The following is a 23378-nucleotide window of genomic DNA, read 5'->3' as shown; positions in this document are numbered from 1 at the left end:
GGAGCCGTACTCGGTGAGCAGGTCGAGCGCCCAGACGTTGCCCTCCCGGACGCCCTCCTCGATGACGTACGACTCGTTGACGTTGAAGTCCTGCGCCCCCGGACGGGGGAGGCGGCCCGCACCGGCCGGTCAGTCCTGGGCCGGGGCGGCGGTCTTCTCCGCCGCCTTCTTGGCCGTGGTCTTCTTGGCGGTGGTCTTCTTCGCCGCGGTCTTCTTGGTCGCCGCCGTCTTCTTGGTGGCGGCCTTCTTGGCCGTGGCCTTCTTCGCGGTCTTGCGCGCGGCCGTCTTCTTGGCCGGCGCGGCCTCCGCCTCGGGCTCGGCCGGCGCCTCGGCGGCCTCGGCCGGAGCCGTGGTCACCACGACGACGGCCGCCTCCTCGGCGCCCGCGGGCGAACCGGCGGGAGCGGTGGCCTTGCGGACCACCCGGCGCCGGGCACGCGGCGGGGCGGCCACGGGGGCCTCCTCGACGACGGGCTCGGCCACCGGCTCCGGCGCCACGACGGGCTCCGGCTCCGGAGCAGGCTCGGCGACCGGCTCGGTGACGACCTCGGCGGCCGTGTCCGCGGTCGAGACGACCGGGGACGTCACCCGACGGGTGGCACGGCGACGGCCGCGCGGGGCCGGGGCGGCGGTCTCCTCGACCACCGGCTCGGCCTCCACGACCGGCTCGGGCTCGGCGGCGGGGGCGACGGGCTCGGCGGCGGGCGCCGGCTCGAAGTCCACGGCCTCGGTCTCCACGACCGGCGCCGGGGCGACCGGCGTCGAGACGACCGGGGCGGACACCCGGCGGGTGGCGCGACGACGGCCACGACCGCGCGTGGCGGCGGCCTCCGCCTCGGCGGCGGAGCCGTACAGCTCCTCGTCCGGGGCGATCGGCACCGGCACGGCCACCGGGGCGGCCAGCTCCGCGGCGACCTCGGCCTCGGTCTCGACCTCGGCCTCCGCCGTCTCCACCGCCTCGGCGTGCTCGTGCTCGTGGACGTGCTCGGCGCCGCCGCGGCCGCGCTTCTTCGAGCGCTTGCCGCCGCCACCGCCACCGGCGGTGGCCGGCTGCTCCATGTGCACGATGACACCGCGGCCGTTGCAGTGGACGCAGGTCTCGGAGAAGGACTCCAGGAGGCCCTGGCCGACCCGCTTGCGGGTCATCTGGACCAGGCCGAGCGAGGTGACCTCGGCCACCTGGTGCTTGGTGCGGTCCCGGCCCAGGCACTCCAGGAGGCGGCGCAGCACCAGGTCGCGGTTGGACTCCAGGACCATGTCGATGAAGTCGATGACGACGATGCCGCCCAGGTCGCGCAGGCGCAGCTGGCGCACGATCTCCTCGGCCGCTTCGAGGTTGTTCCTCGTCACGGTCTCTTCGAGGTTGCCGCCCTGGCCGGTGAACTTGCCGGTGTTGACGTCGACGACGATCATCGCCTCGGTCTTGTCGATCACCAGCGAGCCGCCGCTCGGCAGCCAGACCTTGCGGTCCAGCGCCTTCATCAGCTGCTCGTCGATCCGGTACGTCGCGAAGACGTCGACCTCGCTGGTCCACTTGGACAGGCGGTCGGCCAGGTCGGGCGCGACGTGCGAGACGTACCCGTGGATGGTCTCCCACGCGTCGTCGCCGCTGACGATGACCTTCGAGAAGTCCTCGTTGAAGATGTCGCGGACGACCCGGACGGTCATGTCCGGCTCGCCGTAGAGCAGGCTCGGCGCGGACGTCGAGATCTGGTTGGCCTTCTTCTGGATGTCGGCCCACTGCGCCTGCAGGCGCTCGACGTCACGGCGCAGCTCGTCCTCGCTCGCGCCCTCGGCGGCGGTGCGCACGATGACGCCCGCGTCCTCGGGGACGATCTTCTTGAGGATGGTCTTCAGACGGGCGCGCTCGGTGTCCGGGAGCTTGCGGCTGATGCCGGTCATCGAGCCCTCGGGGACGTACACGAGGTAGCGGCCCGGGAGGGAGACCTGACTGGTCAGACGCGCGCCCTTGTGGCCGATCGGGTCCTTCGTGACCTGCACGAGGACCGACTGGCCGGACTTGAGGGCGGACTCGATGCGGCGCGGCCCGTTGGCCATGCCGAGCGCCTCGAAGTTGACCTCACCGGCGTACAGGACGGCGTTGCGGCCCTTGCCGATGTCGACGAAGGCGGCCTCCATGGACGGCAGCACGTTCTGGACCTTGCCCAGGTAGACGTTGCCGACGTACGAGGTGGCCTGCTCCTTGTTGACGTAGTGCTCGACGAGCACGTTGTCTTCCAGGACGCCGATCTGGGTGCGCTCGCCGTTCTGGCGGACGACCATGACGCGCTCGACGGCCTCGCGGCGGGCGAGGAACTCGGCCTCGGTGATGATCGGGACGCGGCGGCGGCCCTGCTCGCGGCCTTCGCGGCGGCGCTGCTTCTTGGCCTCCAGGCGGGTCGAGCCCTTGATGGACTGGACCTCGTCGGACGGCTCGGCCTTCTCGCGGGCCGGGCGGGGCTCGCGGACCTTGACGACCGTACGGACGCCGTCCTCCTCGCCCGCCTCGACGTCGACGGAGCCGTCCCCGCTGCGACGGCGGCGACGACGGCGGCGACGGGAGCTGCTGGAGCCGCCGGCGTAGGCCTCGGCCTCCTCCGGCTCCTCCTCGCCCTCGTCGGTCTCCTCGGTCTCGTCCTCGGCGTGCGGCTCCTCGCCCTCCTCGGCCTCCTCGACCTCGGTGAGCTCGCCGCGACGGCGGCGACGGCCGCCACGGCGGCGACGGCGGGACGGACGGTCCTCGTACTCGTCCGTCTCCTCGGGCTCCCCGGCCTCGAAGGTCTCCTCGATCTCGTCGGCGGCGGCCTCGACCTCGGGCTCGTCGGCGACGGTGGCCGGGACGGGCTCGACGGCGACGGGCTCGCCACGGCGGCGACGGCGACGGCGGGAGCCGGACTCGGCCCGCTCGGCGGTCTCGGTCTCGGCGGGCTCGACGGCCTCCACCACCTCGGCCGTCTCGACGGCCTCGTCCTCCTCCGGCTCCTCCGCGTAGGCGGCGGCGGCCGCGGCGGCGGTCTCCGGGGTCTGGAACATCGGCTCGGCGAAGACCGGGGCCTGGAAGACGGGGACGGCGGGGCGCGCGGCGCGGCGCGGCTCGCGGGCCGGGGCCGGCTCGGAGGTGAACTGCGGCGAGGTGGCGCGGCGGCGGCCGCGGCCACGGGTGGCGGCGGTCTCGGCGGCGGCGACCTCGGCCTCGTCGGCGGTGATCTGCTCGACGGTGGACTGGGGCAGCGACTCGCCGGTGGCGGCCGGCTCGGCGGCCGGCTCGGGCGAGGTGGCCTTGCGGGTGGCACGGCGGCGGGTACGGGCCGGCGGCGCGGCCTCCTCCACGGCCTCGGCGACCGGAGCGGCGGCGGTCTCGACGACCGGCTCGGCGACCGGGGCCACGACCACGGTCTCCTCGGCGGCGGCCGGGGGGCCGGCCGGAGCGGTGGCCTTACGGGTGGCACGGCGGCGGGTACGGGCCGGCGGCGCGGCCTCCTCCACGGCCTCGGCGACCGGAGCGGCGGCGGCCTCGGCGACCGGCTCGGCGGCGGGCGCCGCGGTCTCCTCGGCGGCGGCCGGGGAGGTCACCGGCGAGGTGGCCTTACGGGTGGCACGGCGGCGCGGGCGGGCGGGGGCGGCCTCGGGGGCCTCCTCGACGGCCTCGGCCGCGGGGGTCTCGACGACCGGCTCGACGACCGGCTCGGCCGCGGCCTCCACGGCGGGCGCAGTGGCTTTGCGGGTGGCCCGGCGGCGGGTGCGCGGCGCGGAGGCGGCCTCGGCGGGGGCGGCCTCCACGGCGGGGGCCTCTACGGCCGGGGCCTCGGCGGCCACCGTGGTCTCGGCGGCGTCGGCGGTCGCGCCCGTCACCGGCGGACCGGCGGGGCGGGAAGCGGCGCGGCGCCTGCGGCGCGGCGGCAGCTTGTCACCGGGGGCGTTGGTGTCTTCGTTGGACTCGAGCATGCGGGGTTCTCCCGTCACGCTCCCGGGCGCCGCGCCTGGTTCCGGTCCGGCGGCACGATCGCGCCTGTGGCGCGGTGCCGCCGTCCGGGGCGCGGGCGCCGCACGGGAGCTTATGTGTCTGGCTCGCCGGTTCCGTACGCCCTGTGCGGACGGCCTGGCGAAAGTCTCCTGGTCAGTGCGCTGCCCGACCCAGGTGGCTCCCGAGTACCAGGGCGGCGCTACGACGACCGCTCCCTACGCGGTACCGGCACCCGGCGCCGTCGCCGGGGCGGTCGCGGCGGCCGTGGGTGAAGCGGCCGTGACTGCCTCGCGGTCGGGCGCGAGCGGGTCGGTCACCGTGCCGGACTCCTCGTCGAAGAGCCCCTGCGCCAGCCTGGTCACCGCAGCGGGGACCGGCGGCGCCAGGTCGGCCACAGCTCGGAGACCGGACAGGACGTCGTCGGGTCGCACGGCAGGTGTCACGTGCCGAACAACCAGGCGCAGTATCGCACAGGCGCTGTCCAGCGGCCTATCACCCTGGGGATCGCCCTGGTGACGGGCTGCCGTCAGCTCGGTGACGGCGGAACGGGCGTCGAAGGTGCGGACTCCGTTCTTGGTCTTGCGCTGTACTTCCACGGTCTCGGCCGCGAGAAACGCCTCGACGGCCTTCTCCGCGTCCTCGACGGCGACGCCCTCCAGGCGCAGCTCCCACACGGAGGCGGTGAGCCGGTCGGCGAGACCCGAGGTCCGGGCCTCGACGGCGTCGGTGATGTCGAGGCCGGCCGGGAGGGACTCGTCGAGCAGGGCCCGCAGGGTCTCCGGGTCGCGCGCCTCGGTGAGCGCGATCTCCAGGTACTCGGCCTCGGAGCCCGTGCCCGTCGGGGCGGCGTTGGCGTACGACACCTTGGGGTGCGGGGTGAAGCCCGCCGAGTACGCCATGGGCACCTCGGCACGGCGCAGTGCACGCTCGAAGGCGCGCTGGAAGTCACGGTGGCTGGTGAACCGGAGGCGGCCGCGCTTGGTGTAGCGCAGTCGGATGCGCTGCACCGCCGGTGCGGGCGGCGGGCCTTCGGGCTGTCGCTTGCCCAGTGGTTCTTCTCCTCGGTGCGGGGCGGGCGCGGGTGGCGCTCCGCCCGGAAGCTCGGGGGACGCCCCCTGGGCGGCCCGCCCGGATCACCCCCGCGTCCTGCGGGGAGATCTCGGGGCGGGCGCCGCACCGGGGACGTTCGTCGTACTGCCCAGGGTACGCGCCCCCGCCGCCTCCGGTTCTCCGGACTCGGTCAGCGGGACCCGCCGAAGAGGGCGAGACGCACCTCGCGGGCCGCGGCGCGGACGGCCCGCCCGACGGAGGCGAGGGGCTCCCACACCCAGGTGCGCAGCCAGTGGCCGAGGGGCGTGAGGACCACCCGGTACGTCCAGGCGAGGGGGCGTCCGATCGCGTTCCACAGCACCCAGCCGACGGCGCGCCCGAGGGCCCGGGAGATCCGGCCCCCGATCCGCCAGGCCCAGGCGACCGCGGCGCCGACCGCCCGGCCGACGGGGGCGAGCACGTACCGCCAGAGCCAGGTCAGCGGGGTGACGAGCAGCAGGTCGACGACCCACCAGACGGCTTTGGCGACGGGGAGGAGGACCCAGCGCCCGAGCCACTTCAGGGGCGTGACGACCAGCAGGTCGATCACCCACCAGAGGGCCCGGCCGACCGGGGCGAGGACCCACTCCCACAGGAACCGCAGCGGGATGACGACGAGGTGGTGGATCAGCCAGCCGAGGGCCCGCCCGAGCGGAGCGAGGACCCAGCGCCACAGCTGCTTGAGGCAGTAGGCCAGGGCGTCCCAGACCAGCCGGACGGGCAGGACGATCACCAGGGCGATGGCCCGCACCACCCCCGTGAGACAGCCCGCGGGCTCGTTCGGGGGCTGCGACCTGGCGTTCTCCGTGTTCATGCCGAAAATGACGCGACGGCCCGGCGAAGGGTTTCCCTTTCGCCGGGCCGTCATTCAAGCGTTACTGATTCACGACCGTCAGCGGCAGCAGCTTCTTGCCCGTCGGGCCGATCTGGATGTGCGTGTCCATCTGCGGGCACACGCCGCAGTCGAAGCACGGGGTCCAGCGGCAGTCCTCGACCTCGGTCTCGTCGAGGGCGTCCTGCCAGTCCTCCCAGAGCCAGTCCTTGTCGAGGCCCGAGTCCAGGTGGTCCCAGGGCAGGACCTCCTCGTAGGTGCGCTCGCGGGTGGTGTACCAGGCGACGTCCACGCCGACGTCGGGGAGCGTCTTCTCGGCGCAGGCCATCCAGCGGTCGTACGAGAAGTGCTCGCGCCAGCCGTCGAAGCGGCCGCCGTCCTCGTACACCGCGCGGATGACCGCGCCGAGGCGGCGGTCGCCGCGGGAGAGGAGGCCCTCGACGATGCCGGGCTTGCCGTCGTGGTAGCGGAAGCCGATCGAGCGGCCGTACTTCTTGTCGCCGCGGATCTTGTCGCGGAGCTTGCGCAGGCGCTCGTCCGTCTCCTCGGCCGACAGCTGCGGGGCCCACTGGAAGGGGGTGTGCGGCTTGGGGACGAAACCGCCGATGGAGACGGTGCAGCGGATGTCGTTCTGGCCGGAGACCTTGCGGCCCTCGGCGATCACGTTCATCGCCATGTCGGCGATCTGCAGGACGTCCTCGTCGGTCTCCGTCGGCAGGCCGCACATGAAGTACAGCTTCACCTGGCGCCAGCCGTTGCCGTAGGCCGTGGAGACGGTGCGGATGAGGTCCTCTTCCGAGACCATCTTGTTGATGACCTTGCGCATGCGCTCGGAGCCGCCCTCGGGGGCGAAGGTGAGGCCGGAGCGGCGGCCGTTCCTCGTGAGCTCGTTCGCCAGGTCGACGTTGAACGCGTCGACGCGGGTCGAGGGGAGGGACAGGCCGACCTTGTCCTCCTCGTACCGGTCCGCCAGGCCCTTCGCGATGTCGGCGATCTCGCTGTGGTCCGCGGAGGAGAGGGAGAGGAGGCCGACCTCCTCGAAGCCCGTCGCCTTGAGGCCCTTCTCGACCATCTCGCCGATGCCGGTGATGCTTCGCTCCCGCACGGGGCGCGTGATCATGCCGGCCTGGCAGAAGCGGCAGCCGCGGGTGCAGCCGCGGAAGATCTCGACGGACATGCGCTCGTGGACGGTCTCCGCGAGCGGGACGAGGGGCTGCTTGGGGTAGGGCCACTCGTCGAGGTCCATGACGGTGTGCTTGGAGACGCGCCACGGCACGCCGGACCTGTTCGGCACGACGCGGCCGATGCGGCCGTCCGGCAGGTACTCCACGTCGTAGAACGCCGGGATGTAGACCGAGCCGGTCTTGGCGAGGCGGAGGAGGACCTCCTCGCGGCCGCCGGGGCGGCCCTCGGCCTTCCACTGCCGGATGATCTCGGTCATGTCGAGGACGGCCTGCTCGCCGTCGCCGATGATCGCCGCGTCGATGAAGTCCGCGATCGGCTCGGGGTTGAAGGCGGCGTGGCCGCCGGCGAGCACGATCGGGTGGTCGACGGTGCGGTCCTTCGACTCCAGCGGGATGCCCGCCAGGTCCAGGGCCGTGAGCATGTTCGTGTAGCCGAGCTCCGTGGAGAAGCTCAGGCCGAAGACGTCGAACGCGCCGACGGGGCGGTGGCTGTCCACGGTGAACTGCGGCACGTTGTGCTCGCGCATCAGCTCCTCGAGGTCCGGCCACACGCTGTAGGTGCGCTCGGCGAGGACGCCCTCGCGCTCGTTCAGCACCTCGTAGAGGATCATGACGCCCTGGTTGGGCAGACCGACCTCGTACGCGTCCGGGTACATCAGCGCCCAGCGGACGTCGGCGGACTCCCACGGCTTGACCGTGGAGTTCAGCTCTCCACCGACGTACTGAATCGGCTTCTGCACGTGCGGGAGCAGAGCTTCGAGCTGCGGGAAGACAGACTCGGCAGCAGACATCTCGAACCTTCGTGAGCTGGCAGGGGGGCGACTCTCAAGCGTACCCCGGTGCTCAGCGGGTCGGAGCCGCCGTGAGCCCCGGGGCCGAGGCGCGGGCCCAGACCCCGGGCAGTTCCCGCTCGGCCGCGTCGGCCGCCGCCTCCTCGCGGCCGTACAGGAGTCCCCAGGTGAAGGCCGATTCGCCGACGCCGTGGGCCATGATCCCGAATTCCCGGAGGGCGGCGCGGGCGACGACGGCGTCCTGGTGTTCGCCGAGGAGGGACTGGACGGCCTTGACGCGTTTCGAGAGCCGCTTGGCGGGTTTGCCGAGGGTGGGGCGGGCGGCGTCGGCGGCGTAGCGGGCGCGTTTGGCGGCCTTGCGGGCCTCGTGGAGGGCGAGGTCGCGCTCGTGGCCGGGGGTGAGGGAGAGGGCGTGCTCGATCCGGCCGCCGAGGCGGTCGTGGTCCTTGATCACGGCGCGGGCGAGGACCGGGCCGGCGTCGCGGCGGGCGGCCTTGCGCAGCGGCGGGTCGGCGAGGAGTGCGTCGAGGGTGTCGAGGAGGGTGAGGTAGCGGGCGGAGTCGAGGGCGGCGAGGGCCTGGTGCCGGGCGTTCCTGGCGAGGGCGGCGTCCCGGCGGCGCAGCCGGGCCTCGACGGGGCCGAGGATGAGGGCGGGTGGGAGGTCGGCGACGCGGGCGCGCAGTCGTGCGTCGAGGACCTCCTGGTCGCGGGCGACGCCGAGCTCTCCGGCGAGCCATTTCAGCTCGTCGCCGACGGGGTCGGTGATGTTCCGGTCGAGGACCTTGCGGTAGGTCTTGAAGGCGCTGCGCATCCGGCGGCAGGCGACGCGCATCTGGTGGACGGCGTCGGGCAGGTCGCGGCGTACGGCGGGGTCGAGCGCGACGATCGCGTCGGCCTGTTCGCGTACGTAGGCGAGGACGGCGGCGCCGGCGGTGCCGGGCTTCCCGGCGGTGGGGGCGGGCTGGGGCTCCGAGCCGGTCTCGGCGAGGGCCCGGGCGAGTTTGGACGGTGACGCGGAGGGGCGGATGCCGGCCTTGCGGAGGCGTTTCTCGACGGCGTCGAGGAGGGCGGGGTCGATGTCGTCCGCGAGTTCGACCTCGATCTCGGTCCAGGTGGCCACCGCGCCTTCGGGCAGGCGTTCGGCGTGGACGGTGTCGACGGAGAGTTCGGCGAGGAGGGTGCCGTCGGCGTCGAGGAGGTGGCGGACGTCACGGGCCGAGCGGAGGCGGACGGCCGGGACGATCTCGGCGTCGCGGACGCGGGAGCGCAGGAGCCCCGCGAGCTCACCGGGCAGGGTGTCGCTCAGCGGGGCTCTGATCTCGTCGCGGACTCCGGCGGAGACGGGGAACTTCACGTGCCAGCCGGCGTCGCTTCCGCCGGTGCGGCGGCGGAGGGTGACCGCGTCGGCCGCCAGCCGGAGGTCGGGGGTGTCGTAGTAGACGGCGTCGAGTTCCATGACGCCCCGGTCCACGACCTCGGAGACCCCGGGGACGCCGGTGAGGTCCGGTGGCGGGGTCTCCCCGGTGGCTTCGTACTTCCGCTCGATCTCGCGTTTCGTCTCGGCCATACCTCGAATCTAGCCGTCGTCACGCCGTCATCGGGCGTTGTACGCGGATCGACTGGAGCAGTCCGATGGCCACCCACACGGCGAACATCGACGAGCCGCCGTAGGAGACGAACGGCAGTGGGAGGCCGGCGACCGGCATGATGCCGAGCGTCATGCCGATGTTCTCGAAGGACTGGAAGGCGAACCAGGCGATGATGCCGGCCGCGACGATCGTGCCGTAGAGCTCGGTGGTCTCGCGGGCGATCCGGCAGGAGCGCCAGAGGATGACGCCGAGGAGGACGAGGATCAGGCCGGCGCCGACGAAGCCGAGTTCCTCGCCGGCCACCGTGAAGACGAAGTCGGTCTGCTGTTCGGGGACGAACTGGCCGGTGGTCTGCGAGCCCTTGAAGAGGCCCGCGCCGAGGAGGCCGCCGGAGCCGATGGCGATGCGGGCCTGGTTGGTGTTGTAGCCGACGCCGGCGGGGTCGAGGTCGGGGTTGGCGAAGGCGGCGAAGCGGTTGATCTGGTACTCGTCGAGCATGCCGAGCGCGGTGACGAGGAACGCGCCGACGACGCCGGCGCCGATGAGGCCGAGGACCCAGCGGTTGGAGGCGCCGGAGGCGAGCAGCACGCCGAGCACGATGACCGCCATGACCATGACCGAGCCGAGGTCGGGCATCAGCATGACGATGCCCATGGGGAGGGCGGCCAGGGCGAGGGACTTGGCGACGGTGCGGTGGTCGGGGTGGAGCTGGTCGCCGGCGTCGACCTTGGCGGCGAGGAGCACCGCCATGACCAGGATGATCGTGATCTTCACGAACTCGCTGGGCTGGAGGGAGAAGCCGCCGCCGATGACGATCCACGCGTGGGCGCCGTTGATGGTGGCGCCGAGCGGGGTGAGGACGGCGAGGATCAGCACGATCGACAGGCCATAGAGGATCGGCACCGCGCCGCGCAGGGTGCGGTGGCCGAGCCAGATCGTGCCGATCATCAGGGCGAGGCCGATGCCGGTGTTGAGCAGGTGCCGGAAGAGGAAGTAGTACGGGTCGCCCTGGTTGAGCTCGGTGCGGCCGCGGGTGGCGGACCAGACGAGCAGCGAGCCGACGCCGGAGAGGGCGAGCGCCGAGAGCAGTATGGGCCAGTCGAGCCGGCGGAGCACCGAGTCGCGGGCGGTCAGCCTGGCGAGGGTGCCGCGCTCGGGTGCGTACCGGGAGACGGAGAAGCCGTGGGGTGCCGTCATCTGTTCAGAGCCTCCCGCGGGTGGCCGGCGGGCCCGCCAGCTGCTGGTCGTCGTCCGGCTTCCTGGTGGGCGTCGCGGGGTCGGCCGGCGGCTGGGTGTCCTCGGACTTCGGCTTGGTCTCGTCGACCTTCTGCGCCTCCGGGTCGTACGGCTTGATCTTCGGCGCGTCGATGGAGCCGTCGGCCTCGATCTTCGGCAGGGCCTTCTGCGGCTGCGGCAGCAGGGCCCGCTTGAGGTCCTGGTTGCCGTCGTCGTCGAGTCCGTAGATCGCGTCGTAGATGTTGCGCACGGCGGGGCCGGAGGCGCCGGAGCCGGTACCACCCTGGGAGATCGTCATGACGATCGCGTAGTCCTTGGTGTACGTGGCGAACCAGGAGGTCGTCTGCTTGCCGTAGACCTCGGCGGTACCCGTCTTGGCGTGCATCGGGATCTTGTCCTGCGGCCAGCCGACCTGGGCGAATCGCCAGGCGGCGGTACCGCGGGTGGCGACTCCCGCGAGGGCTTCGTCTATCAAGTCGCGGGTGGCGGCGTCGAAGGGGAGCCTGCCGTGCGACTTGGGCGCGATCTCGTGCACCTTCTTGCCGTCGGGGCTGATGACGGCCTTGCCGACGGTGGGGTTCCACAGGGTGCCGCCGTTGGAGATGGCGGCGTAGATGGTGGCCATCTGGATGGGGGTGACGAGGGTGTCGCCCTGTCCGATGGAGTAGTTGACGGAGTCACCGGCGCGCATCAGGTTGCCCTCCAGGCAGTTCTCGTACGAGAGCTGCTGGACGTAGGTGCCGCCCTTCTTGCCGTACTTGCACCACCAGTCCTTGTTGGCCTCCCAGAACTTCTGCTTCCACTGGCGGTCGGGGACGCGGCCGGTGACCTCGTTGGGGAGGTCGATGCCGGTCTCGGCGCCGAGGCCGAACTGATGGGCCGTCTTGTAGAACCAGTCGCCCGGGTTCTTCTTCGGCTTCATCCCGCCGTCCTTGATCCACTGCTGGTGGGCGAGGGCGTAGAAGACGGTGTCGCAGGAGACTTCGAGGGCGCGGCCGAGGCTGATGGGGCCGTGGTTCTGCGACTCGAAGTTCTTGAAGACCTGGCTGCCGATCGAGTACGAGCTGGTGCACGGGTAGCGGCCGTCGAAGTCGTAGCCCGCTTGGACGGCGGCGGCGGTCGAGACCACCTTGAAGATGGAGCCGGGGGCGGCCTGGCCCTGGATGGCCCGGTTGAGCAGCGGGAAGTTGGAGTCCTTGCCGGTGAGGGCCGCGTAGTCCTTGGCGGAGATCCCGCCGACCCAGGCGTTGGGGTCGTAGTCGGGCTGCGAGGCCATGGCGACGATCCGGCCGGTCTTGGCCTCCATGACGACGACGGCGCCGGAGTCGGCCTTGTAGTTCTCGCTGGTGTTGCGGTCGACGACCTTGCGGGCCTCGACCATCGCGTTGTGCAGCTCCCATTCGGCGACCGCCTGGACGCGGGCGTCGATGGAGGTGACGACGTTGGAGCCGGGCACGGCGGGGTCGTTCTTGGCCTGGCCGATGACGCGGCCGAGGTTGTCGACCTCGTAGCGGGTGACGCCGGCCTTGCCGCGCAGTTCCTTGTCGTACGTGCGCTCCAGGCCGGAGCGGCCCACCATGTCGGAGCGCAGGTACGGCGAGTCGGTGTCCTTGGCCTTCTCGATCTCCTCGTCGGTGACGGGCGAGAGGTAGCCGAGGACCTGGGAGGTGCGGGACTTGCCGGGGGCCGGGTAGCGGCGGACGGCGGTGGGTTCGGCGGTGATGCCGGGGAAGTCCTCGGCGCGCTCGCGGATCTGGAGGGCCTGCTGGGTGGTGGCCTCGTCGGTGACGGGGATCGGCTGGTAGGGCGAACCGTTCCAGCAGGGCTTGGGCGTCTTGGAGTCGCAGAGCCGGATCTTGTTGACGACGTCGACGGGCTTCATGTCGAGGACGTCGGCGAGCCGGGTGAGGACGGCCTTGCCCCGGTCCTTCATCTTCATCAGCTCGGTGCGGGACGCGGAGACCACGAGCCGGGTCTCGTTGTCGGCGAGCGGGACGCCGCGGGCGTCGAGGAGCGAGCCGCGGACGGCGGGCTGGACGACCTGCTGGACGTGGTTGTTCTTCGCCTCGTCCGTGTACTCCTTGCCGTTGCGGATCTGGAGGTACCAGAGCCGGCCCCCCAGGGTGAGGAGCAGGGAGAAGACGAGGATCTGGATGACGACGAGCCTGATCTGGACCCGGGGGGTCCGTCCGGTCTCGGGGATGTTGCTCATACTGCCGGTGCCCCCTCGGTCACGGTCGCTCGGCTCCCTTGATGCGTCCGGTCGTCACAGTCGCTTGACTCCCTTGATGCGTCCGGCGCGTGAGGCGCGGCTCCGGGCGGCCTTCACGCGCAGGCCGCCGCGCTGGGCGCCGATCCTCAGGCCGGTGCCGGAGGAGAGCCAGCCGGAGGCGACGTCGACGCCGTTGCCGCCGCTGGTGTCGGCGAGCGGGTCGTTCTCGGCGCGGCGGGCGAGGGCCATGATGAGCGGCACCGTGAAGGGCGCCAGGAGCAGGTCGTACACGGCCGCGGTGAACAGCAGGAATCCGAGGCCGACATGGCGGGCGGCGGTGTCGCCGACGAGGGCGCCCACGCCCGCGTAGAGGAGCGTGGAGCCGATGGCCGCGGCGACGACGACGGCCATGGGGCCGGTCGCGGAGGTGAGCCGGCCGTTGTCCGGCTTCGCGAGGCCGACGAGGTAGCCGATGACGCAGAGCACGAGGGCGTAGCGGCCGGCGGCGTGGTCGGCGGGCGGGGCGAGGTCGGAGAGGAGGCCGGCGGTGAAGCCGACGAGGGAGCCGCTGACGGGCCCGTGGACGAGGGCCAGGCCGACGACGGTGAGGAGGACGAGGTCGGGGACGGCGCCGGGGAGCTGGAGGCGGGCGAGGACGGAGACCTGGACGACCAGGGCCACCACGATCAGGGCGGCGGAGAGGAGGATGCGGTTGAGCTTCACGGTGTCGCGTCCTCCTGGTCCTGCTGCGCCTGCTGGTCCTGACCGTCGTTCGGCTTCTGCTGGTTCGTCTGCTGTCCGTCCGGTGGCGGTGGTGTGACCGTGACGGTGACGGTCGGGGCGGGCTTGGGCTTCTGCGGCAGGACCGTGTCGCGCGGGTCGGACTGCGGGGCCTGGACGACGACGCCGACGATGTCGAGCTTGGTGAAGCCGACGTACGGGCGGACGTAGACGTTGCGGGTCAGGCCGCCGCCCGACGGGTCGACGCGGACGACCTCGCCGACCGGGACGCCGGGCACGAAGGGCTTGTCGGCGCGCGAGCCGAAGGTGACGAGCCGGTCGCCGGGCTTGACCTTGGCCTTGCCGTTGAGGAGCTGGACCAGGAGGGGGCCGTCGCCCTGGCCGGTGGCGAAGCCGAGTTCGTCGCTCTTCTCCATGCGGGTGCCGACGGTGAAGTCGGGGTCGTTGGCGAGGAGGACGGTGGAGGTGGAGGGGCCGACGGTGGTGACGCGGCCGACGAGCCCGGAGCCGTTGAGCACGGTCATGTCGCGCTCGATGCCGTCGCGGGCGCCGATGTCGAGGGTGACGGTCCAGGAGAAGCCCTGGGCCGCTCCTATGGCGATGACCTGGGCGCCCTTGATGCCGTACTGTCCGGCGCCGGCGGTCTTGAGCATGGCGTCGAGCTCGCGCAGCCGACTGCGGTTGCGGTCGTCGCTGCCGAGCTTCGCCTTGAGTTCGGCGTTCTCCTTCTCCAGGGCGGCGATCCGGGTGTGCCGCTCGCCGGAGTCCCGTACCGCGCCTATGGCGTTGCCGACGGGATCGACGGCGGCCGCCACACCGTTCTCGACCGGCCCGAAGACCGCCGCTGCGGCCTGTCGGGCACCGTCGACGGGTGACTCCTGACCGCCGCGGATGTCCACCGTGATCAGTGCGAACGCGATGGCGATCAGCAGCACCAGGAGCAGCCGGCTCTCTCGTGTGTCCCTCACGTGCGGCGGCCGTGCCTTTCCTCGTGGTTCGGTTGTTCGGCTGTACTACTGCGGGTGGTGCGGTTCTAGCGGCGCGGCTGGGCGTCCAGGACCTGCTGGAGGGCCTCGAACTCCTCCACGCACTTGCCGGAGCCGAGCGCCACCGAGTCCAGCGGGTCCTCGGCGATGTGGATCGGCATGCCGGTCTCGCGCCGGAGGCGCTCGTCGAGGCCGCGGAGCAGGGCGCCGCCACCCGTGAGAACGATGCCGCGGTCCATGACGTCACCGGAGAGCTCCGGCGGGCACTTGTCGAGGGTGGTCTTCACGGCGTCGACGATCGCGTTGACCGGCTCCTCGATGGCCTTGCGGACCTCGGCCGCGGAGATGACCACGGTCTTGGGCAGGCCGGAGACCAGGTCGCGGCCCCGGATCTCGGTGTGCTCGTCCTTGTCGAGGTCGTACGCGGAGCCGATGGTGATCTTGATCTGCTCGGCGGTGCGCTCACCGAGGAGGAGGGAGTACTCCTTCTTGATGTGCTGGATGATCGCGTTGTCCAGCTCGTCGCCGGCGACCCGGATGGACTGTGCCGTGACGATTCCGCCGAGGGAGATGACGGCGACCTCGGTGGTGCCGCCGCCGATGTCGACGACCATGTTGCCGGTGGCCTCGTGGACGGGGAGACCCGCGCCGATGGCCGCCGCCATGGGCTCCTCGATGATGTGCACCTGGCGGGCGCCGGCCTGGGTCGACGCCTCGATGACGGCGCGGCGCTCCACTCCGGTGATGCCGGAGGGCACGCAGACGACGACGCGGGGGCGGGCCAGGTAGCGACGCTTGTGGATCTTGAGGATGAAGTAGCGGAGCATCCGCTCGGTGATCTCGAAGTCGGCGATCACACCGTCCTTGAGCGGGCGTACGGCGACGATGTTGCCGGGGGTCCGGCCGATCATCTTCTTCGCCTCGGCGCCGACCGCGAGGATGCCTCCGGTGTTGGTGTTGATGGCGACGACTGACGGCTCGTTCAGAACGATGCCTCGACCCCTGACGTACACCAGCGTGTTGGCGGTCCCGAGGTCGACAGCCATGTCACGGCCGATGAACGACATTGAGTTCCCCTTGATTTCCCATGGCTGAGAGTGGTGCGGCGTGGAGTTTTCCATCGTAGTGCCGCCCGCGCGGATGCCGCGCGTTGGTCCACCTCTGTATCTGGTGACGGTAGGACGCGGCGATCCGTTCCCGGGATTGGCGTTCATATGCCTGGGGGCGACCGAATTCCTTCGGTCGCCCCACAGGGTTGTGCCGATCGGCTGACACCGGGTCAGCGAACGGCTCAGACGAGACCCGGGAAGAAGATCTTCAGCTCGCGCGTGGCGGACTCCTCCGAGTCCGAGGCGTGGATCAGGTTCTCCCGGACGATGGTGCCGAAATCACCGCGGATCGAACCCGGCGCGGCGGCGATCGGGTCGGTCGGGCCGGCGAGCGTGCGCAGGCCCTCGATGACCCGCTCGCCCTCGACGACGAGCGCGACGACCGGACCGGACTGCATGAACCCCATCAGCGGCTCGTAGAAGGGCTTGCCCTTGTGCTCGCCGTAGTGCTGCTCCAGCGTGTCCTGGTCCAGCTCGCGCAGCTCCAGGGCGGTGATGGCCCATCCGGCCTTGCGCTCGATGCGGCCGATGATCTCGCCGATCAGGCCACGGCGGACGGCGTCGGGCTTGAGCAGGACGAGCGATCGCTGGCTCACGGGGGAACTCCTTCGGAAAAGCGGTGTGCGGGACCTCCGAGGCTACAGGGCCCGCACGTCCCGCGATTACGCAGCGTCAGGCCCTGCCGAGGCATGTGCCGCGGCCCAGTCGGCCTTGACCTTGTCGATCCGCCGCCCGTAGTGCACCGAGGCCCACCACAGACCGGCGAAGACGGCCCCGAGGAAGAACATGGTGGGGACGACGAAGCCGCTGAGGATCAGACCGGCCTGCAGGGCCCAGCCGAGCTGCACCCCGCCCGGCCGGGTGATCATCCCGCACAGCAGCACCGAGACGACCATGGCCACGCCGCAGACCCACCAGACGGTGGACGTCGCGAGGCCGTCGTCCTTCATGGCGACGAGCCCGGCGAAGCCGATCACGAAGAACTCGCCGATGAGGGTCGAGGAACAGAGCACACGCATCGGGTTCAGCCCCTTCGCAGCAGCAGCCGGGCGTCGCCGACCGTGAAGATCGAACCGGTCACGAGGACACCCGCGCCACCGTACTCGGCCTCTTCCTCCGCGAGGGTGATGGCCGCCTCGATGGCGTCGGGCAGCCGCGGCTCGACGACGACCCGGTCCTCGCCGAAGACCTCGACCGCGATCGCGGCGAGCGCGTCCACGTCGGTGGCCCGCGGGTTGGAGTTCGCGGTGATCACGACCTCCGCGAAGATCGGCTCGAAGGCCTCCAGGAGACCCTTGGCGTCCTTGTCCCCGCTCGTGGAGACCACGCCGATGAGCCGGGAGAAGCCGAAGGCCTCGCTGATGCCCTCCGCCGTCGCCCGCGCGCCGTGCGGGTTGTGCGCGGCGTCCAGGATGACGGTCGGCGAGGAGCGGACGATCTCCAGACGGCCCGGCGAGGCCACCTGGGCGAAGGCCCGGCGGACGGTGTCGACGTCCAGGGTCCTGGCGTGCTCGGCGCCGATCCCGAAGAAGGCCTCGACCGCCGCGAGCGCCACCGCGGCGTTGTGCGCCTGGTAGGCGCCGTGCAGCGGCAGGAAGATCTCGTCGTACTCGCCGCCCAGGCCCCGCAGGGTGAGGAGCTGGCCGCCGACCGCGACCTCGCGGGAGGCGACGCCGAACTCCATGCCCTCCCGGGCCACGGTCGCGTCCGCCTCGACGGCCTTCTTCAGCAGGACCTGGGCCGCGTCGACCGGCTGCTGGGCCAGGATGACGGTCGCGCCCTGCTTGATGATCCCGGACTTCTCGCTCGCGATCTCGGCGGTCGTCCCGCCGAGCCGGTCGGTGTGGTCGAGGTCGATGGGGGTGACGACGGCGACGGAGGCGTCGATGACGTTCGTCGCGTCCCAGGTGCCGCCCATGCCGACCTCGACGACCGCCACGTCGACCGGGGCGTCCGCGAAGGCGGCGTACGCCATGCCGGTGAGGACCTCGAAGAAGGAGAGGCGGTACTCCTCGCGGGCGTCGACCAGCTCCACGTACGGCTTGACGTCCTGGTACGTCTCGATGAACCGCTCGGCGGAGATCGGGGCGCCGTCCAGGCTGATCCGCTCGGTGATGGTCTGCACGTGCGGCGAGGTGTAGCGCCCGGTGCGCAGCTCGAAGGCGCCGAGCAGGGCCTCGATCATGCGGGCCGTCGACGTCTTGCCGTTGGTGCCGGTGATGTGGATCGAGGGGTACGCGCGCTGCGGCTCGCCGAGGACGTCCATCAGGGCCGCGATCCGCTTGACGGAGGGCTCCAGCTTGGTCTCGCCCCAGCGGGTGGACAGCTCGGTCTCGACCTCGCGCAGCGCCTTGTCCAGCTCGGGGTCCTCGGGACGGCTGGGCACGGGGTCGCCCTGGGGCGGTCCGCCCTGCGTGCGCAGGGTGCGGCTGCCGGCCTCGATCACCGCCAGGTCGGGGTCACGCTGGGTCTCGGTGTCGACGATGTCGTCGAACTGGTCGTCGCTCTGGTCGCTCGGCTCACTCACGAGGCCAGTCTACGGAGCGGTGCCGACAGGACGGCGGACCCACCCCTTTCGGGACTTTCGGTCCGCCGGGCTATCGCCGGCGCCCCGTCGGGAGCAGCGCCGTCACCACGTAGGCGCCGTCCTCCCGGCGGGCCCGCAGCGTGCCGCCCATGCTGGTGACCCGCTCCTCCATCGAGAACAGACCGGTGCCGGTGGAGACGGGCGCCGGGTCCGGCGGGCTCTTCGGCAGCGGGTTGCGCACCTCGATCCGCAGATCGGGCCCCTCGACCGTGATCGCGACCTTCACCGGGAGCCCCGGCGCGTGCTTGGCGGCGTTCGTCAGGCACTCCCGGACGACGCGGTGGACGGCGGCCTGCCGGAGCGGGGACAGCGCCTTGGCCTCCTCGGCGACCGTGAGGTCGACGGGGCCGCCCATGCGCTCGCTCTCCCCGGCGAGTTCGGGGAGCCCTTCGAGGCCGGGCGTCGAGGCGTCCCGGTCGGCGCGGCGCACGATCGTCTCGTTGAGCATGAGGTGGGCGCGCCGGGCGGTGTCCGCGAGCTCCTCGAAGTCCTTCTGATGGGCCTCGCCCCTGGCCCGTACGGCGAGGACCTCGGCCCGCACCGCGAGGACGGTGAGCTCGCGGCCGACCAGGTCGTGGACGTCCCGGCCGACGGAGATCCGCTCCTCCTGCACGGCCTGCCGGGCGGCGGCCTCGCGGCGCTGGGCCTCCAGGGCGCGGACGAGGTCCTGCCGGTAGGCGGCGATGCCGACGCCGGCCGCGAGGACGCCGATCGGGACGACCAGGCTGAGGAAGTCGCTGACGGTCTCGCCGTGCTCGGCGGGCCAGCCGGGCGTCAGGAAGTAGCCGTACGCCACGGCGACGTACAGCAGGGTCGCGAGGACCGCGGCGCGCCGCCCCCGGTAGCGGCCGATCGAGTACAGCGCGAACTGGATCATGGTCAGTTCGTGCAGCCAGCCCATCAGGCCGAGCGCCACGGCGTACGGGAGCCACGGCAGCCGCCGCCGGAGCACCAGCGTGGCCGCCCCGCCCGCGAGGACGAGGGTCGCGGTGACGCCGGTGAGGGAGTTGTCGGCGCGGGCGAGCCCCGGCACGTCCAGGAGCATCAGGCCGAAGGCGAAGAGCGCGGCGACGACGTCGAGGGCGCGGGGCGAGCCGGCCCACCGCTCCACGCGGCGGCGGAGCGCGGGGAGGGTGGGGAGGCGGAGCATGTCCTCCATCATCCCGGGTCTTCGGTCCCGGGCTCCTGGACTTCGGTCACAAGTCGCGTGATGTCACCCACAAACGGACAAAGGGGAGGGGCCCGGAACCGTGCGAGACGGTTCCGGGCCCCTTCCTCCGTACGGATCAGGCCTGCGGCAGGTTCGCCAGCTGGGCCTGGATGCGGGCGATGTCCTCGTCCGCCTTGGCGAGGCGGGTGCGGATCTTGTCGACCACGTTGTCCGGGGCCTTGGCGAGGAAGGCCTCGTTGCCGAGCTTGCCCTCGGCCTGGGCCTTCTCCTTCTCGGCCGCCGCCAGGTCCTTCGCGAGGCGCTTGCGCTCGGCGGCGACGTCGATCGTGCCCGAGAGGTCGAGCGCGACGGTGGCACCGGCGACCGGCAGGGAGGCGGTGGCGGAGAAGCCCTCGCCCTCCGGCTGGAGGCGCAGGAGCTGCCGGATGGCGGCCTCGTGCGCGGCGAGCGCGGTGCCGTCGAGCTCCAGGCGGGCGGGGACCTTCTGGCCGGGCTGGAGGCCCTGGTCGGCGCGGAAGCGGCGGACCTCGGTGACCACCTGCTGGAGGTTCTCGATCTCGGCCTCGGCGGCGTCGTCGCGGAAGCCGCTGTCGTTCGGCCACTCGGCGATGACGAGCGACTCGCGCCCGGTCAGCGTGGTCCACAGGGCCTCGGTGACGAACGGGACGATCGGGTGCAGCAGCCGCAGCATGACGTCCAGGACCTCGCCGAGGACCCGGCCGGAGACCTTGGCCTGCTCGCCGCCGGCGAAGAACGTGGTCTTCGACAGCTCGACGTACCAGTCGAAGACCTCGTCCCACGCGAAGTGGTAGAGCGCGTCGCTGAGCTTCGCGAACTGGTAGTCCTCGTAGTACGCGTCGACCTGGGCGACGGTCTTGTTGAGGCGGGACAGGATCCAGCGGTCGGTCGCCGACAGCTGCTCGACCGGGGGCAGCTCGCCCTCGATCGTGGCGCCGTTCATCAGGGCGAAGCGGGTCGCGTTCCAGATCTTGTTGGCGAAGTTCCGGGAGGCCTTGACCCAGTCCTCGCCGATCGGGACGTCGACGCCCGGGTTGGCGCCGTTGGCCAGGGTGAAGCGGACGGCGTCGGAGCCGTACTGGTCCATCCAGTCCAGCGGGTTGACGACGTTGCCGAAGGACTTCGACATCTTCTTGCCGTTCTGGTCACGGACCATGCCGTGCAGGGCGATGGTGTGGAACGGCGGGGTGCCGTCCATCGCGTACAGACCGAACATCATCATCCGGGCGACCCAGAAGAAGAGGATGTCGTAGCCGGTGACCAGGACGGAGTTCGGGTAGAACTTCTCGAGGCTCTCGGTCCGCTCGGGCCAGCCGAGCGTGGAGAACGGCCACAGGCCGGAGGAGAACCAGGTGTCCAGGACGTCCGTGTCCTGGTGCCAGCCCTCGCCCGTCGGCGGCTGCTCGTCCGGTCCGACGCAGACGACCTCGCCGTTCGGGCCGTACCAGACCGGGATGCGGTGGCCCCACCACAGCTGGCGCGAGATGCACCAGTCGTGCAGGTTGTCGACCCAGTCGAAGTACCGCTTCTCCATCTCCTGCGGGTGGATCTTGACCTTGCCGTCGCGGACCGCGTCACCGGCGGCCTTCGCGAGCGGGCCGACCTTGACCCACCACTGCATCGACAGGCGCGGCTCGATGGTGGTCTTGCAGCGCGAGCAGTGGCCGACGGAGTGGACGTACGGACGCTTCTCGGCGACGATCCGGCCCTCGGCGCGCAGGGCGGCGACGATGGCGGAGCGGGCCTCCAGGCGGTCCAGGCCCTGGAAGGGGCCGTGGACGGTGATGACCGCGCGCTCGTCCATGACGGCGAGGTTCGGCAGGTTGTGGCGCTGGCCGATCTCGAAGTCGTTCGGGTCGTGCGCCGGGGTCACCTTGACGGCGCCGGTGCCGAACTCGGGGTCGACGTGCGTGTCGGCGACGACCGGGATCGTACGGTCCGTCAGCGGCAGCTTGATCTGCTTGCCGACCAGGTGCTTGTAGCGCTCGTCGTCGGGGTGGACGGCGACGGCCGTGTCGCCGAGCATCGTCTCGGCGCGGGTGGTGGCGACGACCAGGGAGTCGTCACCCTCGCCGTAGCGGATGGAGACGAGCTCGCCCTCGTCGTCCTGGTACTCGACCTCGATGTCCGAGATGGCCGTCAGACAGCGCGGGCACCAGTTGATGATGCGCTCGGCGCGGTAGATGAGCTCGTCGTCGTAGAGCTTCTTGAAGATGGTCTGGACGGCCTGGGAGAGCCCCTCGTCCATGGTGAAGCGCTCGCGGGACCAGGCGACGCCGTCGCCCAGGCGCTTCATCTGGCCGGAGATCTGGCCGCCGGACTCGGCCTTCCACTGCCAGACGCGCTCGACGAACGCCTCGCGGCCCAGGTCGTGGCGGGACTTGCCCTCCTTGGCGAGCTCGCGCTCGACGACGTTCTGGGTGGCGATGCCGGCGTGGTCCATGCCGGGCTGCCACAGCGTCTCGAAGCCCTGCATGCGCTTGCGGCGGGTGAGGGCGTCGATCAGCGTGTGCTCGAAGGCGTGGCCCAGGTGGAGCGAACCGGTGACGTTCGGCGGCGGGATGACGATGGTGTACGGGGGCTTCTCGCTCTTCGCGTCCGCCTCGAAGTAGCCGCGCTCTACCCAGCGCTCGTACAGCGGCCCCTCTACCTCGGCCGGCGCGTACTGGGTCGGCAGTTCGGTGGTGGGCGCTGTCTGCTGCTGAGTGTTCTCGGTCACGGGGTCAGTTTAGGGGTGTCGCGGTCCTGTCCTGAAACGCTTTGGTTCGGTAACGGTGTGGGCCCCGCCGCACTTACCGGCCGACGGTTCCGCCAGGATGTTCGGCAGACATAAACATCCTGTGAGGGGAACCTGTCCATGAGCTACAACCAGCCGGGCCCGTACGGCGGCCAGCAGCCCGGTCCCTACGGCCAGCCGGGCCCGTACGGCCAGCAGCCGCAGCAGCCGGGCCCGTACGGCCAGCCGCAGGCTCCGCAGCCGGGTTACGGATACCCCCAGCAGGCCCCGCAGGGCGTCCCGCCGCAGCAGCCGCCCTACGGCTACCCGCAGCAGCCCCAGCAGCCCGGCCCCTACGGCCAGCAGCCCCAGTACGGCGCCCCGCAGGGCCCCGGCGGCTACGTGCCCCACCCCCCGGCCCCCAAGAAGTCGAAGGCGGGCTGGATCATCGGCGCGGTCGCGGTGGTCGCGGCGATCGGCGTGGGCGCGTACTTCGTGCTGGGCGGGGGCGGCGGCTCGGTCGCGGACGACGGCCCGCACAAGCTGATCACGCCGGAGACGGTGCTGGGCGAGTACAAGAAGGCCCCGAACAAGGGGGGCTCCTCCGACAAGGAGTCCCTGAAGGAGGCCGAGAAGAACGGCGTCAAGAACGCCAAGGAGGTCGAAGCCTCCTGGCAGGTGGAGAACAAGGCCAACCCGCTCGCGAGCAAGATGCTCTCCCTCAACGGCCTCTACGGCGAGATCGACGACCCCGAGAAGGTCGTCGACGCCATCTTCGCCTACAGCAAGACCGAGGCCGAGAAGAACAAGAGCGACAAGGACGCGCCTGAACTGATCGGCAGCCCGCAGGCCTACGAGCCGGCCGAGCTCGACGGCGCGGTCCTGAAGTGCCAGCAGCTCAAGACCAAGGGCGACCCCTCCGCCAGCGTTCCCTCGATGACTCTGACGATGTGCGTGTGGGCCGACCACAGCACGGTGGGCATGGTCCTCCCGGTCGACACCGCCTCGCTGCTGACGGGCACGGCCGGCTCCGCCGAGGACGCCGCCGCCATCACCGCCAAGCTCCGCAAGGAAGTCCGCGTCAAGCTCTGATCCGCGGCGCACACGCGAAAGGGGCGCCCCACCGGCCGGCGGGGCGCCCCTTTCATGTCCG

16 protein-coding genes are annotated in these 23378 nt (G+C 71.7%); 1 reads left to right on the top strand and 15 read right to left on the bottom strand.

Going from position 1 to position 23378, the window contains the following annotated elements:
• Window positions 1–129: 129 nt before the first annotated feature.
• The 15 genes from ABZ318_RS20320 to ABZ318_RS20250 form a co-directional block, all read right to left on the bottom strand.
• A complete protein-coding gene (locus ABZ318_RS20320; protein ID WP_356903855.1) occupies window positions 130–3945 on the bottom strand; it encodes an Rne/Rng family ribonuclease in 3816 nt (1271 codons plus the stop codon).
• 234 nt (window positions 3946–4179) lie between these two features.
• On the bottom strand, window positions 4180–4971 hold the full coding sequence (locus tag ABZ318_RS20315; protein ID WP_356903854.1) for a TIGR03936 family radical SAM-associated protein: 792 nt from the start codon (window positions 4969–4971) through the stop codon (window positions 4180–4182).
• A 233-nt stretch (window positions 4972–5204) separates the two neighbouring features.
• Window positions 5205–5867, bottom strand: coding sequence for a hypothetical protein (locus ABZ318_RS20310; protein ID WP_356903853.1), 663 nt, complete (start codon window positions 5865–5867; stop codon window positions 5205–5207).
• A gap of 61 nt (window positions 5868–5928) precedes the next feature.
• Window positions 5929–7860 carry a TIGR03960 family B12-binding radical SAM protein gene (locus ABZ318_RS20305; protein ID WP_356903852.1) on the bottom strand — a complete coding sequence of 644 codons (1932 nt, stop codon included), beginning with the start codon at window positions 7858–7860 and terminating at the stop codon, window positions 5929–5931.
• A gap of 52 nt (window positions 7861–7912) precedes the next feature.
• Window positions 7913–9427 (bottom strand): CYTH and CHAD domain-containing protein, encoded by a 1515-nt coding sequence (locus tag ABZ318_RS20300; RefSeq protein WP_356903851.1) that lies wholly within the window; start codon window positions 9425–9427, stop codon window positions 7913–7915.
• 19 nt (window positions 9428–9446) lie between these two features.
• Window positions 9447–10646 carry a rod shape-determining protein RodA gene (gene rodA, locus ABZ318_RS20295; protein ID WP_356903850.1) on the bottom strand — a complete coding sequence of 400 codons (1200 nt, stop codon included), beginning with the start codon at window positions 10644–10646 and terminating at the stop codon, window positions 9447–9449.
• 4 nt (window positions 10647–10650) lie between these two features.
• On the bottom strand, window positions 10651–12897 hold the full coding sequence (mrdA, locus tag ABZ318_RS20290) for a penicillin-binding protein 2 (RefSeq protein ID WP_356903849.1): 2247 nt from the start codon (window positions 12895–12897) through the stop codon (window positions 10651–10653).
• Window positions 12898–12951: 54 nt separating this feature from the next.
• Window positions 12952–13620, bottom strand: a complete 669-nt coding sequence (mreD, locus tag ABZ318_RS20285; protein ID WP_356903848.1) for a rod shape-determining protein MreD — start codon at window positions 13618–13620, stop codon at window positions 12952–12954.
• Window positions 13617–14606, bottom strand: coding sequence for a rod shape-determining protein MreC (gene mreC, locus ABZ318_RS20280; protein ID WP_356903847.1), 990 nt, complete (start codon window positions 14604–14606; stop codon window positions 13617–13619). Before mreC ends, mreD begins: the two co-directional genes overlap by 4 nt.
• Window positions 14607–14671: 65 nt before the next feature.
• The gene (locus tag ABZ318_RS20275) at window positions 14672–15691 is read right to left on the bottom strand and encodes a rod shape-determining protein (RefSeq protein ID WP_093876113.1); all 1020 of its coding nucleotides are present in this window, start codon (window positions 15689–15691) and stop codon (window positions 14672–14674) included.
• A 224-nt stretch (window positions 15692–15915) separates the two neighbouring features.
• A complete protein-coding gene (gene ndk / locus ABZ318_RS20270; RefSeq protein WP_356903846.1) occupies window positions 15916–16329 on the bottom strand; it encodes a nucleoside-diphosphate kinase in 414 nt (137 codons plus the stop codon).
• 66 nt (window positions 16330–16395) lie between these two features.
• The gene (locus ABZ318_RS20265; protein ID WP_356903845.1) at window positions 16396–16752 is read right to left on the bottom strand and encodes a DUF4233 domain-containing protein; all 357 of its coding nucleotides are present in this window, start codon (window positions 16750–16752) and stop codon (window positions 16396–16398) included.
• A 5-nt stretch (window positions 16753–16757) separates the two neighbouring features.
• A complete protein-coding gene (locus ABZ318_RS20260) occupies window positions 16758–18260 on the bottom strand; it encodes a folylpolyglutamate synthase/dihydrofolate synthase family protein (protein ID WP_356903844.1) in 1503 nt (500 codons plus the stop codon).
• 70 nt (window positions 18261–18330) lie between these two features.
• Window positions 18331–19470 (bottom strand): ATP-binding protein, encoded by a 1140-nt coding sequence (locus tag ABZ318_RS20255; RefSeq protein ID WP_356903843.1) that lies wholly within the window; start codon window positions 19468–19470, stop codon window positions 18331–18333.
• 136 nt (window positions 19471–19606) lie between these two features.
• Window positions 19607–22228, bottom strand: a complete 2622-nt coding sequence (locus tag ABZ318_RS20250; RefSeq protein ID WP_356903842.1) for a valine--tRNA ligase — start codon at window positions 22226–22228, stop codon at window positions 19607–19609.
• Between the two features lie 138 nt (window positions 22229–22366).
• Between ABZ318_RS20250 and ABZ318_RS20245 the strand changes: the two genes are divergently transcribed.
• Window positions 22367–23317 carry a hypothetical protein gene (locus ABZ318_RS20245; protein ID WP_356903841.1) on the top strand — a complete coding sequence of 317 codons (951 nt, stop codon included), beginning with the start codon at window positions 22367–22369 and terminating at the stop codon, window positions 23315–23317.
• The last annotated feature ends 61 nt before the right edge of the window (window positions 23318–23378 follow it).

It is taken from the genome of Streptomyces sp. NPDC006197 (assembly GCF_040613865.1).
In the GTDB taxonomy this organism is placed as follows: domain Bacteria; phylum Actinomycetota; class Actinomycetes; order Streptomycetales; family Streptomycetaceae; genus Streptomyces.
The sequence above is the reverse complement of the archived record's forward strand: the minus strand, read 5'-3'. Positions and strand labels throughout refer to the sequence as shown.